Origin of the sequence: Flagellimonas spongiicola, assembly GCF_023502425.1 — a bacterium.
Classification (GTDB): Bacteria; Bacteroidota; Bacteroidia; order Flavobacteriales; family Flavobacteriaceae; genus Flagellimonas; species Flagellimonas spongiicola.
The window spans coordinates 38,502-56,976 of sequence record NZ_JAMFMA010000005.1; the positions used below are offsets into that span (position 1 = coordinate 38,502).

Sequence of the window (18,475 nt, forward strand, 5' to 3'; positions counted from 1 at the left end):
ACAATAACGATGCAATTAAACAAATACCTTACTATACTTTTTTTCTTACTGTTTACCGCAGTTCAAGGACAAAAGGTCCACAGATGTTCTTTATGTGGAATGGATATAAATCAGCCAGAGTTTAAAGCCTTGGTTGAAAAAGAGAATGGAAAATTTGAACATTTTGATTCGGTTGAATGCTTGGTCAATTATGTCAAAACAAAAGATGAAAATGAATTTGAACAATTACTGGTCACAGATTTTAATTCTGAACAGGAAATTGATGCAGAAAAGGCATTTTATTTGAAGAGTAAAAATGTACCCAGTCCCATGGGTGCATATCTTTCAGCATACAAGTCTAAAAAGGATGTGCAATTGGCGCAGGAAAAAAATGGTGGTGAAATTCTAGACTGGAACACGTTAAATGAGCGTTTTACATCTTCATCCTTCGGTAAAACGGAACATCTGCACCATCATCATGGGCCAAACTCCTATGCTCCTAGTGGCATTATGGGTGACCATTTGCACCCAAAAGGTGGGGTAATGGTTTCCTTTCGTTCCATGTTCATGAGCATGGCTGGAAACCGTATGGGGAGTAGTAAAATTGAAGATGCGGATATCTTTCAAAATTACATGGTGGCTCCCCAAAATATGACAATGGAAATGTTCATGTTAGGATTAATGTATGCCCCATCGGATAAGGTAACCTTGATGCTTATGCAAAACTTGGTAACCAAGGACATGGATTTAACCTCGCAGATGACCATGCCTAATGGAATGGTTATGAATAATGACTTTTCCACTAGTTCAAGTGGACTAGGCGATTTAAAGTTAGGAGCTTTATACGGGATTGTGGCCAACGGAAAACACGCATTGCACCTTAACGCCAAAGTTAACATACCCATTGGAGAGATTGAAAACCGAGCCACTACCCCAATGATGGAAAATGCCAAATTACCCTATGCCATGCAACTTGGGACAGGAACATTTGATTGGACTTTAGGGGCCACTTATAAATATAATTTCTCCAACATACTTGTAGGAATCCAACAGCTAAATACACTTAGCACTGGAAGAAACAGTCAAGGATATCGGTTTGGTAACATTCATGAACTAAATATTTGGGCAGGATATAACATCACTAACAAAATTGGAATTAACACTCGTATATCTGCAAGTACACAATCTGCTATATCTGGAAATGATGAAGATCTCAATCCCATGATGGTACCAACCGCCCGCGCATCCAACTACGGTGGTGAACTAGTAAACGCCGGTTTAGGAACAAACATTCTTCTTGCCAAAGGAAAATTAATTCTGGGACTGGATTTTAATGCGCCAATCTATCAAAAATTCAATGGGCTATTTATGAGTTCAGATTACACCATAAATGCCGGGATTAGATACAATGTGCTATAATATTTAAAGTGCCATGAAGAATACGTATTTGCTTGTTTTTTTGATAAGTATATGTTCCATGCAAAATGTTGACGCGTCTGTGCTAAAAATATGTGCAGCATGTCCAATTAAGAGCATAAAACAAGGAATAGTGCAAGCAAATGCCAATGACACACTCTTAATAAAAAAAGGAGTCTACAAAGAATTTGACATCCAAGTAAACAAGCCGCTTACATTATTGGGTGAAAATTACCCAATTATTGACGGAAGTGACCAAGGTGAAATCATAACAATTACTGCGGATAATGTAATAGTCGATGGACTATTTATCATTAACGTCGGCACAAGTTATACTTCAGATTATGCCGCTATTCGAGTTGTAAAAAGTAAACACTTCATTATTCGGAATGTAGTATTGGAAAAGCTGTTCTTCGGTATATATCTAGAAAAGTCTTCTTATGGCAAGGTGTACCATAACAAGATAATAGGAGATGCCGTAGAGGAATTCAATTCTGGGAACGGTATTCAACTCTGGTATAGCAATAATATTACTGTCGAAAAAAACATAGTACAGCATGTACGTGACGGTATATATCTAGAGTTTTCAGACGATATAATCATCAAGGACAATATAAGTACCAATAACATCCGATACGGCCTACATTTCATGTTTTCAAACAATGACAGTTACACCGGGAATACATTTGAAAATAATGGTGCAGGCGTAGCCGTAATGTTCTCCAAGAAGATTAGGATGCACAACAATGTGTTCAAGAAAAATTGGGGAGCAGCCTCTTTTGGACTTTTATTGAAGGAGATCAATGATTCGGAGATTACAGGGAATACTTTTGAAGAAAACACAGTAGGAATAAGTATAGAGGGCTCAAATCGAATTGACTATAAAAACAATGATTTTACAAACAATGGGTGGGCCCTAAAAGTGAGAGGTGCCTGTTACGGTAATTCGTTTATAGCTAATAACTTTTTGTATAATTCTTTTGATGTCTCATACAACAGTAAGCTAAATGACAACCTGTTCGACCAAAACTATTGGAGCAATTACACTGGGTATGACCTAAATAAAAATGGTATTGGAGACATCCCTTACAGACCTGTAAAACTATTTTCATACATCGTAAACAGAACTCCGGAAACTATCATACTGCTTCGCAGTCTGTTTATGGATATCATTGACTTTTCAGAAAAAGTTTCACCAGTTTTTACACCAGATAACTTGCAAGATAAAAACCCATCAATGAAGAGAATACGATGATACAAATTAATAACCTATGCAAATCTTTCGGAAAAAATAAGGTCTTGAACAATCTAGATCTTGATGTGGAAAATGGCGGCATATATGCCGTTTTAGGACCTAACGGTTCCGGAAAAACCACGCTGATAAAGAGTATCCTTGGTATGGTAATTATGGATGATGGGCAGATTGAAGTATCTGGACAGAGCATTAAGAACAATTGGCTCTACCGTAAGGAGATAAATTACCTTCCTCAAATTGCCAATTTCCCTGGGAATTTACGTGTAAACGAACTTATCAAAATGATCAAGGACTTGCGTAATAAAAACAACAGGGCAGATGAATTGATTCAACTATTCAATCTAAATTCATTTTTAGACAAAAAGCTGTCAACGTTATCGGGTGGCACCAAGCAAAAAGTAAATATCCTATTGGCATTTATGTTTGACTCCCCAGTTTACATATTAGACGAACCCACAACAGGACTTGACCCTGCCGCCTTGCTTAATCTCAAAGATCTGATCAGAAAAGAAAAACAAGCAGGGAAAACCATTCTGATAACCTCTCATATACTACAATTTGTGGAGGAAATGGCCGATCAGATTATTTATCTGTTGGAGGGTAAGATATACTTTAGAGGGACGATGCAATCACTTCTTAAAAAAACACATCAAACCAAATTCGACCATGCCATTGCGGCAATTGCAATACCCTCTGAACATGTTTAAAATCCTAAAATATAGTTTTTTTGACCTGATGCGAAGCCGCTGGAGCTACGTCTATTTTATGTTTTATCTCCTATTGGGATTTGTATTGCTTTTCCTGAATAATGATATATCGAAGGCCGTAATCACATTGATGAACATTATCATTGTTTTGGTTCCCTTGATAGCAACAATTTTTGGCGTGATGTACTATTACAACTCAAAAGAATTCACGGAACTCTTGCTGGCTCAACCCGTTAAAAGAACGTCCATATTTTTAGGACAATACTTAGGAGTGGCCGGATCCTTGACGCTAAGTCTAATCTTTGGATTGGGTATTCCATTTCTTTGCTACGGCCTGTTTAGGAGTATGGTGATTTGGGATTTTGCGCTGCTTCTTGTTGTCGGTGGTTTTCTTACCATGATTTTTACTGCACTGGCTTTTAATATTTCACTATCCAATGAAAACAAGATAAAGGGGTTTGGGTATGCCGTATTGATGTGGTTGTTCCTTGCGGTCATTTATGATGGTATCTTCTTGGTTTCCCTGATTGTTTTTGAAGAGTATCCTCTAGATAATTTTTCTCTTGCAGCCACCATGCTAAATCCAATTGATCTGTCTAGAACACTGATTTTGCTAAAACTGGACATTTCGGCATTACTCGGTTATACAGGTGCGGTTTTCAAACAATTCTTTGGTACTAATCTTGGATTTTTGGTTTCACTTGGCACATTAATCCTATGGACTGTTTTACCAATTTCTAGATTGATGTTGAAATCCAAACGAAAGGACTTTTAACCCATAATTACCTTCCGAGATGTCAGTGACTTTAGTTTAGCTGTTAAAAAGCGAAAAAAACACTTAGCACCAATTTTTATTCCTAATTTGTTGGTCAAAGAATACCAACACATGCAGATTATTGAAGAATCTAAAACTTACGATGTAATTATCGTAGGTTCCGGAGCTGGAGGTGGGATGGCTACCAAAATATTGTCAGAGGCAGGATTGAAAGTTGCGGTAGTTGAAGCAGGTCCTTTTTTTGACCCAGCGGACCCGGAGCAAATGACACAGTTAAAATGGCCTTATGAATCTCCCAGAAGAGGCGCAAGTACTATTAGACCTTTTGGCGATTTTGATACCGCCTATGGTGGATGGGAAATTGAAGGAGAACCCTACACCAACACTGATAATACTGACTTCAAATGGTTTCGGTCGCGAATGCTTGGCGGACGAACCAATCATTGGGGAAGAATATCACTGCGTTTTGGACCCAAGGATTTTAAACGAAAAAACTATGACGGCTTAGGTGACAATTGGCCCATTGGCTATGAAGATGTTAAACCCTACTATGACAAAGTAGATAAGTTAATAGGCGTTTTTGGTACTAACGAAGGCTTGCCAAATGACCCAGACGGCTTTTTCCTTCCGCCACCAAAACCAAGACTACATGAACTATTCTATATAAAGGGTGCCAGAAAATCCAATGTGCCGGTATATCCTTCGCGCATGTCAATGTTGACGAAGAAAATCAACGACGAGCGTGGTGTCTGTTTTTATTGTGGGCAGTGTTCTAGAGCTTGCCAAGTTTACGCGGATTTTTCTTCCGGCTCCTGTTTGATTTTTCCAGCCCAGAAAAATGGAGGGCAAGTAGACCTTTTTGTAAACTGTATGGTACGTGAAGTAACAACCAACGAAGAAGGGGAAGCTACTGGTGTATCATATATCAATAAAGAAGACCGTAGAGAGTACAAACTAAAAGGTAAAATTGTGGTGCTTGCCGCATCAGCCTGTAGTTCTGCGCGAATATTATTGAACTCCAAAAGCAAACAGCATCCCAATGGGTTGGGTAACAGTAGTGATATTGTTGGTAAATACCTTCATGATTCCACCGGAAGCAACCTCATGGGTTTTGTGCCAGAACTGATGAACCGTAAAACCTATAACGAAGATGGTGTAGGTGGAATGCATGTTTACTCCCCGTGGTGGTTGGAAAATGAAAAACTGGATTTTCCTCGTGGTTACCATATTGAAATGTGGGGCGGTCTTGGAATGCCCAGTTATGGATTTGGCTTCAATCCGAATGATTTGAACAAGTATTTTGGTCTAAAAGTAGGCGGGTATGGGAATGATCTAAGAAAGGATGTCAAAAAATACTATGGTTCGGTTATTGGCATGGCCGGCAGAGGGGAATCGGTAGCGCAAAAAGAAAATTCCTGTGAACTAGACCCGACCAAAGTGGATGAATTTGGAATCCCGATCCTAAAATTCAATTACCAGTGGACCGATCACGAAATCAAGCAAGTTAAGCACATGCAAGATACCTTTGAAGAAATCATTCATAACATGGGTGGCCACGTAATTGGTGAAAAGGCGGGTAAAGAACAAAATTATGGCATTCTTGCTCCCGGTGAAATCATTCACGAAGTGGGAACAACACGGATGGGAGACGACAAAAAGACCTCTGTTGTGAATAGTCACCAACAATTACATGATGCTAAAAATGTATTTGTTGTTGATGCAGGACCTTTTGTATCCCAGGCAGATAAGAATCCTACATGGACCATATTGGCCTTGTCATGGAGAACTTCAGATTATATTGTAGAACAGCTTAAACAGCAAAACATTTGATCATGGACAGAAGAAAAAGTTTAAAATCCATACTTCTTGGTGGCGTGGCTAGCGGACTGGCTGTGCATGGTTGTAATCCAAAGCCAGAATCAGCTCCAGAGGAATCCGTATTGACACCAAAATACAATTATGGACGTACACCCAAAGAAGCTGAATTGATTGCTGAGCTTTTGGAAGAAACATTTTTTAATGCACACGAAATGGAAACCATTGCAGTATTATGTGGTTTGATTCTTCCATCCACTGAAGAACTAAAAGGTGCTTTAGACGTACAAGTTCCAGAATTCATAGAATTCATGGTAAAAGATATCCCAGAGTACCAACCTACATTGCGAGGAGGGTTAATGTGGCTCGATCACAAATCAAATTCGGACTTCAACAATCAATTTATCTCACTTACTGGAGAACAACAAAAACAGCTGCTGGATACCATAGCCTATCCGAATATGGATATGCCAGAAATAGAACGACCATTGGAAATTCAATTCTTTTCCTTGATGCGTAACCTTACATTAACCGGTTATTATACGTCCAAAGAAGGTATTGAGGAATTAGGCTATAAAGGCAATTCACCCAATGTATGGGATGGGGTACCTCAAGATGTATTGGAACAACATGGTGTTTCTTATGATGAGGAATGGCTGGCAAAATGTGTAGATCAAAGTAAGCGTGCGGTAAAGGCAGAATGGGACGATGCCGGCAATTTGTTGACATAAATTGTAGTCTGAAAAATAGAAATTAGCTTGTTTGGCAAGTTTATTTTTGCCGATATTTGCGATCACATTTTTAAAATGCATACCAAAGGCCCACGTGGTGGAATTGGTAGACACGCTACCTTGAGGGGGTAGTGTTCGAAAGGACGTGCTGGTTCGACTCCAGTCGTGGGCACACAAAACTGAAAACACTTTTCAGATTTCAAGTACAAAGGGAAAATTAGGATTCAAATCCTTGTTTATCCCTTTTTTTTATACCTCTGAGTTGAGAAACACATACGTACCGTTTCGTAATGAAGTAAATATTCAAAAGTCTAAATAAGGCTCCGTTTTCAAGTTCACCCTTAAATAAACCGCTAAGATTCTCTAAATATTGAGGTATTTATTAGGATACCTGCATTAAAATCGTAAATTTGTTTAACTTTTATATGAAAAAGATGAACAATGTTAAAAAATCTTTCAGTATCCGAGATATGGAAAATCTTTCCGGTATCAAGGCACACACCATTCGAATCTGGGAAAAAAGATACAATTTGTTCACCCCTGAACGTACGAGTACTAACATTAGAACATACAGCCTAGCAAGCTTACAAAAACTATTGAATGTAACCTTGCTCTATAACAATGGGTACAAGATTTCCAAAATAGCCAAATTGGAGGATACCAAGATTCCTATTTTGGTTCGTGAAATTGTTTCCCAAAGTAGTGAAAAGGATCATGCAATAAATGCGTTTAAGTTGGCCATGGTCAATTTTGATCAAACCTTATTTTTGAATACCTACAATAGTCTTTTATCCGATAGGTCATTCAGGGATATATTCAACGAAGTATTCATTCCGCTACTTAATGAATTGGGTTTGCTATGGCAAACAGATACCATCAGTCCTTCCCATGAGCACTTCATTTCTCACTTGATAAAACAAAAAATCCATATCAACACTGAAAAGTTGCAATTACTTGAACCAACCAAGAAAGACAAGGTTTTTGCACTTTTCCTGCCTGAGAATGAGATTCATGAAATAGGATTGTTGTACTTGAATTACGAGATCAACCTATTAGGGTATAAATCCATCTATTTGGGTCAAACCATGCCTTTGGAAAATCTAGTGGATTTACTTAAGTATTACGACAATGTCCATTTTGTTAGCTACTTTACCGTTTCACCAACTAAGGATGAATTAAGTTCATATTTTGATAAATTTTCCACTATAGTCAGTAATGGTGAAAACCGAGCTAAACTTTGGGTTTTGGGCCATCAAATTAAACACATTTCAGAGGAGGATTTACCTGCACATATCCAGACATTCAATTCCATTGAGCAATTGATAAATTTTGCTTAATACATGAAGAAGGCCATAGTCATAGGTTCAGGATTTTCCTCACTTTCTGCCGCTTGCTATTTGGCGAAAGCCGGATTGGAAGTCGAGATCTTTGAAAAAAACACCACAGTTGGCGGACGTGCTAGACAATTGGTGCGTGACGGATTTACCTTTGACATTGGTCCAAGTTGGTATTGGATGCCTGACATCTTCGAAAAGTTTTTTGCCGAATTCGGTAAGCAACCATCCGATTACTATCAGCTAAACAAACTAAATCCAGCCTACAAGATTTTTTTCAAAGATGATGAAATTACCATTGGGGATTGCATGGACCAGATATGCCTGGAATTTGAGCGTATCGAAGCGGGTAGTAGTAATCAGTTAAGGAGTTTTATAAAAAAAGCACAGGACAACTATGACATTGCCATCAATAAAGTTGTCCTTAAACCAGGTATTTCACCCTTGGAATTAGTGACCAAGGATACCGTTTTACGCTTGGACCAGTTTTTCAAAACCATTAGTCAGGAAGTTCGCAAACGGTTTGATAATCCAAAATTGATTTCAACACTAGAATTTCCGGTGCTTTTTTTAGGCGCTAAACCAAGCAATACGCCATCATTCTACAGCTTTATGAATTTTGCGGATTTTGGTTTGGGTACATGGCATCCCGAAGGTGGTATGTATCAAGTTATCCGCGCCATGGCAGATTTAGCAAAAGAATTAGGTGTTACCATACACACGGATCACTCCATAGATAAAATCCTAGTTTTGGATGGCGTAATATGTGGCGTTAATACTAGAGGTAAAAACGTCACATCAGATTATGTGGTTAGTGGTGCTGACTATCATCATTCAGAAACTCTATTGGACAAGAAGTACCGACAGTATTCTGAGAATTATTGGCAAACCCGTACGTATGCACCTTCTTCCCTCCTATTCTACATCGGATTTGACAAAAAACTTGAAAATGTAAATCACCATAACCTCTTTTTCGATACTGATTTTGAACTACATGCCAAAGAGATTTATGACCATCCGCAATGGCCTACCAATCCATTGTTCTATGCTAACTTTCCTTCCATAACGGATAGTAGCATGGCTCCAAACGGTTGTGAAAATGGTTTTTTCTTAGTCCCTATAGCGCCTGGACTGGAAGATACCCCAGAATTAAGGGCCCAATATTTTGATATTGTAATGGACAGATTTGAATCCATTACCAATCAAGTAGTTAGAAATTCCATTATCTTTAAAGAGAGCTTCTGTGTAAAAGACTTTATTGAACAGTACAATTCCTTTAAAGGAAATGCCTACGGTATGGCCAATACCTTAAAACAAACGGCCTTTTTAAGACCTAACCTCAAAAGTAGCAAGGTTAAAAACCTGTTTTTCACAGGACAGCTTACAGTTCCAGGCCCCGGAGTACCTCCATCATTGATCTCAGGTAAACTTGTAGCGGACCTGTTAACCAAAAACTTATAACAATGAAATCTATTTTTGACGATGTTTCCAGAAGCTGCAGTAAGATTGTTACCCAGTCTTATAGCACTTCCTTTTCATTGGCGACCAAAATGTTGTCTCCAACCATTCGAAAAGATATTTACAATATATATGGTTTTGTTCGCTTTGCTGATGAGATAGTGGATAGCTTCCACGATTATGAAAAAGAAACCCTTTTCAACAAATTTGAAAAGGATATGGAACTAGCTATTGAGAATAAAATTAGTTTGAATCCTATTCTCAATTCCTTCCAGCACACGTACCATAAATACAATATACCCCATCATCTGGTGGAGGCATTTATGAAAAGTATGCGAATGGACCTCACCAAAAAAGAGTACCTAAGTCTCGGTGAATACAAAGAATACATCTACGGTTCTGCAGATGTTGTAGGCCTCATGTGCTTATGCGTATTCGTGAATGGGAACATGGAAAAATATGATGAATTGAAAGCATCAGCCATGGCATTAGGTTCAGCATTCCAGAAAGTCAACTTTTTACGGGATTTAAAGGCCGATTTTGAAGATTTGGAACGTACGTACTTCCCAAACACAAATTTGATGGAGTTGGATGAAGCTTCAAAAAAACGTATTGTGGATGAAATAAGAGCTGATTTTGCATTGGCATATTCAGGACTTATAAAACTTCCCAAGGAGGCTAAATTTGGAGTTTACACTGCCTATAAATATTACAAAAAGCTACTTCAAAAATTACAGAGTACACCACCTTTGGAAATCAAGAATACACGTATTCGAGTTCCTGATTATCAAAAATTGGGATTGTTGGCCCAATCTTATGTAAACTATAAACTGCAGCTGTTTTAAATGAAAATTGCACTTTGGATTTTAATTTTTTTAGGAACATTCTCCATCATGGAGTTTATGGCATGGTTCACTCATAAATATGTGATGCATGGGTTTTTATGGCATTTCCATAGAGATCACCACAAAAAAGACCATGACTCATGGTTTGAACGCAACGATGCCTTTTTTATATTCTACGCTGTTGTAAGCATGGTTTGCTTCTATTTAGGAGCGGAAACCAGTTTTTGGTACGGTTGGCCCTTGGGTTTTGGTATTCTGGCCTACGGTATCGCTTATTTTTTAGTTCACGATATTTTTATACATCAGCGATTTAAGATGTTTCGAAATGCCAACAATTGGTATGCCCGAGGTGTACGAAGGGCACATAAAATCCACCATAAACACTTAGGGAAGGAAGACGGCGAGTGCTTTGGTATGTTGGTCGTCCCTTTTAAGTATTTTAAAAAGTAGGTGATTCAGCCAATAGCTCCTCTAAAAGTTGTTTGTTTCGATTGCTGTCCCATTTCGCAACACCGAACTCCTTAACAACAATTTCTCCAGTCTTACTTATGATGTAAGTTGCAGGTATCGTCTGTGAAAACAACAAGTCAGGAGTCCGACTGGTCTCAAAATAAACAGGTAATTGATATCCTTTTTTAACTAGAAACTTTCTCACCTTTTCCTCCTCATCTTCGGCAACAAAGGCGAAAACAACTTTTGACCCATATTCTTGATGCAAACGGACTAGACTTGGTAATTCAGCAACACAAGGTGGGCACCAAGTAGCCCAAAAGTTCACAAAAACCACTTTACCTTTTAAATCTTGAAAACTAAGGGTGTTTCCTTGTAAATCAATCAGATTCCAATTGTAATTTTCAAGTATTTCCCTATCATCTTTAGCAACAATGTGCGTACTTCCAAAAAGAATATTCCCAACAAACATTCTAAGATGATATCGTACAGGAGTAAATAGTATGAGAAGTATTGCAACTATCCAAAGTGCATTGGTAATTTGAGATCTACTAAGCTTCATTCAGTTTTATTCTGCAATTAATTCATCCAATAGGTTGTAAACTTTGGATGTGCTCCATTTCGCTATTTTTTTCTTGTAGATCACTACATTACCAGATTTATCAATAAGATAGGAAGATGGCACTTCATCCGGATTAATTGGCATTTTTTCACCTATGATCAAATACGTAACCGGAAAAGAAAATGCATGTTTTTCCATAAATTCCTCCACTGGAGGTCGATTCTCATTGGTAATAATGTAGAAATCCATTTTGTCCTGATAGGAGTCGTACATTTTTTGAATACTTACCAATTCTGCTTCACTTGGCAACTTCCAAGATGCCCAAAGATTGATAAACACAACCCTTCCTTTTGATCTATCAAAATTGAAGAAATTCCATTCAGCATCTTTTAACTTCCAATCATAATCCGTGATTTTCTCACGTGCTGAAACTTCTATAATTGGTGGTGAAGTAGCAAATACCCTATTGAGAAGTACTTTACCATAGTGCCCCATTGGAGTTACAAAAAAGGAAAGTACAAAAAGTATTAAAAGAATATTTATAAAGGTTTTTTTACCTTTTTTCATGGTGATTGGTTTGTCTCAAAACTAAAAAACTCCTGACATTAAATCAGGAGTTTTTAACTATTTAGTTACAATTATTTTAGGCGTTTTCCTTTTTGATCATGTTCAATGCTGATCCTTCCTTGAACCAATCAATTTGGGAGTCATTGTAAGAATGGTTAACCATAATGGTGTCCTTACTACCATCAGAATGAACAACTTCCAAGGTCAGCTGTTTACCTGGAGCGAAGTCTGCAATATCAACAAAGTTGAAGGTATCATCCTCCTGAATCAAATCATAATCGCCCTCATTCGCAAATGTCAAGGCCAGCATTCCTTGCTTTTTCAAGTTGGTCTCATGTATTCTAGCAAAGGATTTTACCAAAACAGCAGCAACGCCTAAATGTCTTGGTTGCATCGCAGCATGTTCCCTTGAAGAACCTTCACCGTAATTGTGATCACCAACCACTATTGTTCTTATACCTTCTTTTTTATAAGCACGTTGTGCATCTGGTACAGCTCCATATTCGCCGGTTAGCTGATTCTTGACAAAATTCGTTTGCTTATTGTACGCATTAACGGCACCAATCAATGTATTATTTGCTATGTTATCCAAGTGCCCCCTATAGCGTAACCAAGGTCCAGCCATGGAAATATGGTCTGTCGTACATTTTCCAAATGCCTTTATCAATAGTTTTACGCCTTGCAGGCTTTCCGTTGAAATTGGCACAAAAGGCTCCAATAGCTGTAATCGTTCAGAAGTTGGTGATACGATTACCTGTACACCACTGCCATCTTCCATTGGTGCAATAAATCCTGCATCTTCCACAGCAAATCCTTCTGGAGGTAATTCATAGCCTCTTGGTTCAGCCAACATCACTTCCTCACCATCCTCATTGATCAACTTATCCGTTACCGGATTAAAATCCAATCTTCCTGCAATAGCAATAGCGGTAACCAATTCTGGCGAACCTACAAAGGCCAATGTATTTGGGTTACCATCTGCTCGTTTGGCAAAATTCCTGTTGAAGGAGTGTACAATGGTATTACGCGGGCCATTTGCGGCCTGATCACCATATCTATCCCACATACCAATACATGGTCCACATGCATTTGCGAACACTGTGGCTCCAATAGCATTAAAGGTTTCGATAAAACCATCACGATCGATGGTAAAGCGAACTTGTTCTGATCCTGGTGTTATGGTGAATTTTGATTTTGTCTTAAGATTTTTATCCGCTACTTGTTTCGCCAAGGAAGCGGCCCTTGAAATGTCTTCGTAGGAAGAATTTGTGCATGAACCTATCAAACCAACTTCAACGTTTAGCGGCCAATCATTGGTTTTTGCTGCCTCACTCATTTTAGAAATTGGCGTAGCTAAATCCGGAGTAAAAGGACCATTCAAGTGAGGTTCCAATGTATTTAAATCAATTTCTATCAACTGATCAAAGTACTGTTCTGGATTGGCATAAACTTCAGGGTCTGCGGTCAGATGTTCTTTAACCTCCAATGCTGCATCCGCCACATCCGCTCTGTCTGTAGCTCTTAAATACCTGTCCATGGATTCATCGTATCCAAATGTCGAGGTTGTGGCACCTACTTCAGCACCCATGTTACAAATTGTTCCTTTTCCTGTACAAGACATGGACGTTGCTCCTTCACCAAAATATTCGATGATCGCACCGGTACCTCCTTTAGCAGTCAAGATATCTGCAACTTTTAAAATCACATCTTTTGGAGCAGTCCAACCTGAAAGTTTTCCTGTCAATTTAACTCCAATCAGTTTAGGAAATTTCAGTTCCCAAGCCATACCGGCCATAACATCCACAGCATCTGCCCCACCAACTCCAATAGCTACCATTCCCAATCCACCTGCATTTACGGTGTGAGAATCCGTACCAATCATCATCCCCCCTGGGAATGCGTAGTTTTCCAAAACAACCTGATGGATAATTCCTGCACCAGGTTTCCAAAATCCAATCCCATATTTATTCGAAACGGATTCTAAAAAGTTGAATACCTCGTTGCTAGTTTCATTAGCTCTTTTTAAATCGGTTTTGGCATCAACTTTTGCTTGAATAAGGTGATCACAGTGAACGGTTGTTGGTACTGCCACCTTGGGTTTACCTGCGTGCATGAATTGCAACAGGGCCATTTGCGCCGTTGCATCTTGACATGCTACCCGGTCCGGGGCAAAATCAACATAGTCTTTTCCTCTTTCGAACTTTTTGGATGGAGTCCCATCCCATAAATGTGAATACAGTATTTTTTCTGCTAGGGTCAGTGGTTTTCCCACCAATTCTCGGGCTTTTTCCACACGTTCCCCCATGGAAGCATAGACACCCTTGATCATATCAATGTCAAACGCCATTCTGCAATTGAATTTTAGATTTTTGTAATTCCGTAAATTTAAGAAAATACCAACGATTAAGGTATTAGAATCTACTAAATAAGTCGAGGATAAATTGAATTTATAACAATTCTGAGATGATATCTTCTTCAGAAATGCCTTCAGCTTCAGCTTTATAGTTTTTTAGAATTCTATGGCGAAGAATTCCCATGGCCACTGCCTTCACATCTTCCATATCCGGAGAATATTTTCCATTGACAGCTGCATGGGCTTTTGCCCCTAGTATAAGGTTTTGAGAAGCTCTTGGTCCTGCACCCCAATCCACATAATTATTCACGTAATCAGATGAATCTGGCATTCCTGGTCTAGTTCTGTTGACCAAACGAACCGTATAATCAATAACATTATCCGGAACAGGAATCCTACGGACCAATTGCTGAACCGCAACAATTTCATCGGCAGAAAACAAAGTACTTAAGTTTACCTCTTTGTCTGTGGTTGTGGATTTAACCACTTGGATTTCTTCCGCTATTGAAGGGTATTTTAATTCAATGGCGAACATGAACCTATCCAATTGGGCTTCTGGTAAGGGGTAGGTACCTTCTTGTTCTATTGGATTTTGAGTGGCCAAAACAAAATACGGCATGGCCAATTTATGTTGTTCACCAGCAATTGTCACTGCTTTTTCCTGCATTGCCTCCAACAAGGCAGCCTGCGTTTTAGGGGGCGTACGGTTTATTTCGTCTGCCAAGATGATATTGGCAAAAACGGGACCTTTAATGAATTTGAAATTACGGTTTTGGTCCAAAACCTCACTCCCTAGGATATCGCTGGGCATTAAATCAGGGGTAAATTGAATTCTCTTGAAATCCAAGCCCAATGTCTGCGCAATAGTATTGACCATTAATGTTTTGGCCAATCCCGGCACGCCAATCAAAAGCGAATGGCCACCGGTATAAACGGATAATAGTATCTGTTCGATCACCTTTTCTTGGCCAACAATGACCTTAGCAATCTCATTTTTAAGTTCCTGATGTTTCTTAACTAGGTTATCTACCGCAGTAACGTCTGACATGCACCTATTCCTTTACCCAATTGTTAGCAAAATCACATGACCTATTGTCCGTATTTACATGAATATAGGTATCCTCAATGTGTTCGTCCATCCAATCCGTGATGGCCTTAAATTGTTTTTCCCGAAGTGCCAATTCTTGGATTTTCAAATAATCTTGCGCAAAATCAGCCTTGTGTTCATCATATCGATTTGAAATCTTCATGATCTTGAACTTTGGTGCTCCGCCTCGTGGATCATCTTCTTTGAGCGGTCTTGAGATTTCTTCATCCTTAAGATTACGGACTTGATTGTACAACGCTGGATCCATTTTGGTCAACTCGAACCTAGAATCAAAATTGATTGGATTACGCAACAAACCACCATCAAATTTGGTCTCCTTTTCATCAGAAAAGTTCAATGCAGCTTCTGCGAAGGTATATTTACCATCTAAAATATGTTGACGGATACTATCCAATTCCTTAACAGCATTATCCAAAGTCTCTTGAGGAATCTCCGGTATCAACAGAATATGTCTTAAATCCAATTCTTGACCCCTTATCTTCTCTATGTAAATGATATGATATCCAAAATCAGTTTCAAAAGGTTCTGAAATTTCCCCTTCCTGCAAACTAAAAGCCACATCCTTAAATTCTTTTACAAATGGGGTCTCCCTTGTCATACTGTAAAAACCACCTTTAGATTTGGAACCAGGGTCTTGTGAATAAAGAATAGCCTTGACATTGAAACTGGCATCGTTATCCTCTACATCCTGTTTAATTTGATTCAAACGATCAATGACCTTCTGCTTCTCCTCTTCAGGAGCGGTAGGCTGTTTAACAATTTGCGCAATTTCCAATTCCGCGCCAAACACAGGACGCTCATCTTCCGGAATTCGTTGGAAAAACTGTCGTACTTCTTCTGGTGTAACCTCAATTTCCTCAACAATGCTACCTTGCATTTTTTCTGATAACATTCTAAGCTTATTAATCTCGAAAAGTTCTTCTCTAAAACTTTCAATATCTGGTTTTTTATAAAACTTAAGCACTTTATCAATAGATCCAACTTGACTTACTAACTGTTGGATTTGACGGTCACTTTGGGCATTTACCTGATCATCAGAAACCAATAAACTATCTTGAACGGCTTGATGTGCGTATAAGCGATCCTCCATAAGTTTCCCCAATAAACTACATCGTGTTATATCTTCGGTGGAAGCACCTTGACTTTTCAAATCAATGAGGGTTTTATCCACATCGGAATCCAAAATCACATAATCGCCGATTACGGCAGCAATTCCATCCAACTTAATCCTATTTGTGGCCTCAGTTGAATCTTTAATAGCTGTTGCCTCATCCAATTGCTGGGCATTTGTTACGCCAACAAAGGTTAGCGCTAACAATCCAAATGCCAGTTTAGTTATCCTTTCCATAAACTTCAAATTCATTCTTCTTAATTGCTTCATCTATGATGTCTGTCTCCAAGTTTCGAATGTAATCCATTCGTCTTCTGTTCAAAATCAATTGTCTAATATCCGGTGCAACATAGTCAAAAGGAGCTATGTCATTAATTTCCAAGACATCTGTCACTTGTCCCAAATATACCTCCAACGAATCCTGTATTTCAAAAAATTGTGATTTTTTTAAGTAGTCCTCCTCGTTCAAAGGGGTCAAAGGTGGTATTTCTTCCATAACCCTGGATGTATTCACCCAAATGGAATCGTTGAAATGGATTTTTTTGAATTGAATGGCTACGGAATCCAAGTAAATGCGATCATCTTCACTCCAATTCTTCATTTTATCCACTACATTATCCTTATCAAGAAATTGTAATGGAAGACCAATGAATCGCAATTGAACCAGTTTTTCACTCAACCTGAAATTCTCTTTTTCTTGCTCGTAAAATTCTCGTAACTGAAAATTGGAAATAGCGGTATCCTGTCCTTTGAACACCAAGGCCTCCACATAGGCCCTAGTATACAAATCTGCCCTATAATCAGATACGAGACGGTCAAATTCCGCAAGCTTTTCCTCGGGAAGGTTAATCTTGGATTTAGATAGTAATAACTGCTTTGAAGCCCAATTATTTATGTAATTGGTCACAAATAAGATACTATCCTGTGCAGACATATCGTCTGGTAAGAAAGGTACCAGGTCCTCCTTGTATAAAAACGCTTCACCAACTCGTGCTATGGGTTCTTTCTCTGTTTTTTCCCGAAAAAGACCCTCGCATGAGGTAAATGCCATTAGGCCAACAACAAATAGTAGGTAGATTGTTCGCTTTTGATGAGAATACATTCCGCAAAAATAACAATTACTTAAACCTCTGCAAGTAGGTTTTCATTGCGTTAACAGATTTTTAGTAAGCTATTGTAACTGTATATTTTACTACATTAGTACCAGAACCTAATGTCATGAAATACACTTGTGAAATCACGATAGACCTGCCAAGAGACAAGTTTATCGAAAAACTGGATAACCCGGAGCACATGAAGCACTGGCAGCGTGGGCTAGTAGGCTACGAACATTTATCGGATTCACCAGAGTCGGAAGGAGCTCAGATGCGCCTAAAATACAAAATGGGAAAACGGGAATTTGAAATGGTTGAAACCATTATTAAACGGAATTTACCTGAGGAATTCCACACTACTTATGATACCAAAGGTGTTCATAATATCCAAAAAAACTATTTTCAAGAAGTAAATGGTAAGACACAATGGACCTCAGAAAGCGAATTTCAATTTTCAGGTTTTGGCATGAAATTGATGGCATTTTTAATGCCCGGTGCATTTAAAAAGCAATCCATGAAGTATCTAATGGATTTTAAAGCCTTTGCAGAAAACGGAACCTCAGTTTTGGATCAATAAGAATGGAAAAAGTATTAGACAGAAAAATCAAGATGATTTGGGATTTTCGCGGACCAGGGGCTTCCGGAACCGCGGAACACTACCAGAAACACTTGGAAGAATTCATCGTAATAGAGGAATTGAAATTTGATATAACCGGTTGCCAACATTATAGCCCTACACATAGCATTACTTATATGGTGGTAGCTGAATTTGAGCTAAAGGAAGTCAAGGATATTTTAAAACCGCATCGAGGGGAAATCTACACGGATGAAGTTTGAATATAAAGTTGGGCTTTGGTTTTTAGTTGTTGGACTTTGTATTTCCAGCTGTAAAAAAAATATTGATAAACCCTTAGA

At 38.6% G+C, this 18,475-nt stretch carries 18 protein-coding genes and 1 tRNA gene; 13 read left to right on the top strand and 6 right to left on the bottom strand.

Annotated elements, in window-relative coordinates:
- Nucleotides 1-9 precede the first annotated feature (9 nt).
- The 11 genes from M3P19_RS16420 to M3P19_RS16470 all read left to right on the top strand — a co-directional run bounded on the left by M3P19_RS16420 (nt 10) and on the right by M3P19_RS16470 (nt 10,765).
- Nucleotides 10-1,398 carry a nitrous oxide reductase accessory protein NosL gene (locus tag M3P19_RS16420; RefSeq protein ID WP_249658790.1) on the top strand — a complete coding sequence of 463 codons (1,389 nt, stop codon included), beginning with the start codon at nt 10-12 and terminating at the stop codon, nt 1,396-1,398.
- Between the two features lie 58 nt (nt 1,399-1,456).
- Nucleotides 1,457-2,650 (top strand): nitrous oxide reductase family maturation protein NosD, encoded by a 1,194-nt coding sequence (locus M3P19_RS16425; RefSeq protein ID WP_249658791.1) that lies wholly within the window; start codon nt 1,457-1,459, stop codon nt 2,648-2,650.
- Nucleotides 2,647-3,357, top strand: coding sequence for an ABC transporter ATP-binding protein (locus M3P19_RS16430; protein ID WP_249658792.1), 711 nt, complete (start codon nt 2,647-2,649; stop codon nt 3,355-3,357). Before M3P19_RS16425 ends, M3P19_RS16430 begins: the two co-directional genes overlap by 4 nt.
- A complete protein-coding gene (locus M3P19_RS16435; protein ID WP_249658793.1) occupies nt 3,350-4,132 on the top strand; it encodes an ABC transporter permease in 783 nt (260 codons plus the stop codon). Before M3P19_RS16430 ends, M3P19_RS16435 begins: the two co-directional genes overlap by 8 nt.
- A gap of 111 nt (nt 4,133-4,243) precedes the next feature.
- Entirely contained in the window at nt 4,244-5,962 is a 1,719-nt protein-coding gene (locus M3P19_RS16440) for a GMC family oxidoreductase (RefSeq protein WP_249658794.1), read from the top strand.
- A 2-nt stretch (nt 5,963-5,964) separates the two neighbouring features.
- The gene (locus M3P19_RS16445; RefSeq protein WP_249658795.1) at nt 5,965-6,678 is read left to right on the top strand and encodes a gluconate 2-dehydrogenase subunit 3 family protein; all 714 of its coding nucleotides are present in this window, start codon (nt 5,965-5,967) and stop codon (nt 6,676-6,678) included.
- An 88-nt stretch (nt 6,679-6,766) separates the two neighbouring features.
- Nucleotides 6,767-6,850: transfer RNA gene (locus M3P19_RS16450), tRNA-Leu, on the top strand.
- A 262-nt stretch (nt 6,851-7,112) separates the two neighbouring features.
- Nucleotides 7,113-8,015, top strand: coding sequence for a MerR family transcriptional regulator (locus M3P19_RS16455; protein WP_249658855.1), 903 nt, complete (start codon nt 7,113-7,115; stop codon nt 8,013-8,015).
- A 3-nt stretch (nt 8,016-8,018) separates the two neighbouring features.
- Complete coding sequence (locus M3P19_RS16460) at nt 8,019-9,473, top strand: phytoene desaturase family protein (protein WP_249658796.1); 1,455 nt, start codon at nt 8,019-8,021, stop codon at nt 9,471-9,473.
- A 2-nt stretch (nt 9,474-9,475) separates the two neighbouring features.
- Nucleotides 9,476-10,315 carry a phytoene/squalene synthase family protein gene (locus M3P19_RS16465; RefSeq protein WP_249658797.1) on the top strand — a complete coding sequence of 280 codons (840 nt, stop codon included), beginning with the start codon at nt 9,476-9,478 and terminating at the stop codon, nt 10,313-10,315.
- On the top strand, nt 10,316-10,765 hold the full coding sequence (locus M3P19_RS16470) for a sterol desaturase family protein (protein WP_249658798.1): 450 nt from the start codon (nt 10,316-10,318) through the stop codon (nt 10,763-10,765). It abuts the gene before it with no gap.
- Here M3P19_RS16470 and M3P19_RS16475 read toward each other — a convergent pair.
- From M3P19_RS16475 to M3P19_RS16500, 6 genes are all read right to left on the bottom strand, one after another.
- The gene (locus M3P19_RS16475; protein ID WP_249658799.1) at nt 10,755-11,327 is read right to left on the bottom strand and encodes a TlpA family protein disulfide reductase; all 573 of its coding nucleotides are present in this window, start codon (nt 11,325-11,327) and stop codon (nt 10,755-10,757) included. The two genes, M3P19_RS16470 and M3P19_RS16475, sit on opposite strands and share 11 nt — an antisense overlap.
- Nucleotides 11,328-11,333: 6 nt before the next feature.
- Complete coding sequence (locus M3P19_RS16480; protein WP_249658800.1) at nt 11,334-11,894, bottom strand: TlpA family protein disulfide reductase; 561 nt, start codon at nt 11,892-11,894, stop codon at nt 11,334-11,336.
- A gap of 76 nt (nt 11,895-11,970) precedes the next feature.
- On the bottom strand, nt 11,971-14,241 hold the full coding sequence (locus tag M3P19_RS16485; protein WP_249658801.1) for an aconitate hydratase: 2,271 nt from the start codon (nt 14,239-14,241) through the stop codon (nt 11,971-11,973).
- A 100-nt stretch (nt 14,242-14,341) separates the two neighbouring features.
- Nucleotides 14,342-15,295 (bottom strand): AAA family ATPase, encoded by a 954-nt coding sequence (locus M3P19_RS16490; RefSeq protein ID WP_249658802.1) that lies wholly within the window; start codon nt 15,293-15,295, stop codon nt 14,342-14,344.
- Nucleotides 15,296-15,299: 4 nt separating this feature from the next.
- Nucleotides 15,300-16,703 (bottom strand): peptidylprolyl isomerase, encoded by a 1,404-nt coding sequence (locus M3P19_RS16495; protein WP_249658803.1) that lies wholly within the window; start codon nt 16,701-16,703, stop codon nt 15,300-15,302.
- Nucleotides 16,687-17,568, bottom strand: a complete 882-nt coding sequence (locus tag M3P19_RS16500; protein WP_249658804.1) for a peptidyl-prolyl cis-trans isomerase — start codon at nt 17,566-17,568, stop codon at nt 16,687-16,689. Before M3P19_RS16500 ends, M3P19_RS16495 begins: the two co-directional genes overlap by 17 nt.
- A 116-nt stretch (nt 17,569-17,684) precedes the next feature.
- Between M3P19_RS16500 and M3P19_RS16505 the strand changes: the two genes are divergently transcribed.
- Both M3P19_RS16505 and M3P19_RS16510 read left to right on the top strand, forming a co-directional pair.
- Nucleotides 17,685-18,137 (top strand): SRPBCC family protein, encoded by a 453-nt coding sequence (locus M3P19_RS16505; RefSeq protein WP_249658805.1) that lies wholly within the window; start codon nt 17,685-17,687, stop codon nt 18,135-18,137.
- A 2-nt stretch (nt 18,138-18,139) separates the two neighbouring features.
- On the top strand, nt 18,140-18,397 hold the full coding sequence (locus tag M3P19_RS16510) for a hypothetical protein (RefSeq protein ID WP_249658806.1): 258 nt from the start codon (nt 18,140-18,142) through the stop codon (nt 18,395-18,397).
- Nucleotides 18,398-18,475: the final 78 nt, after the last annotated feature.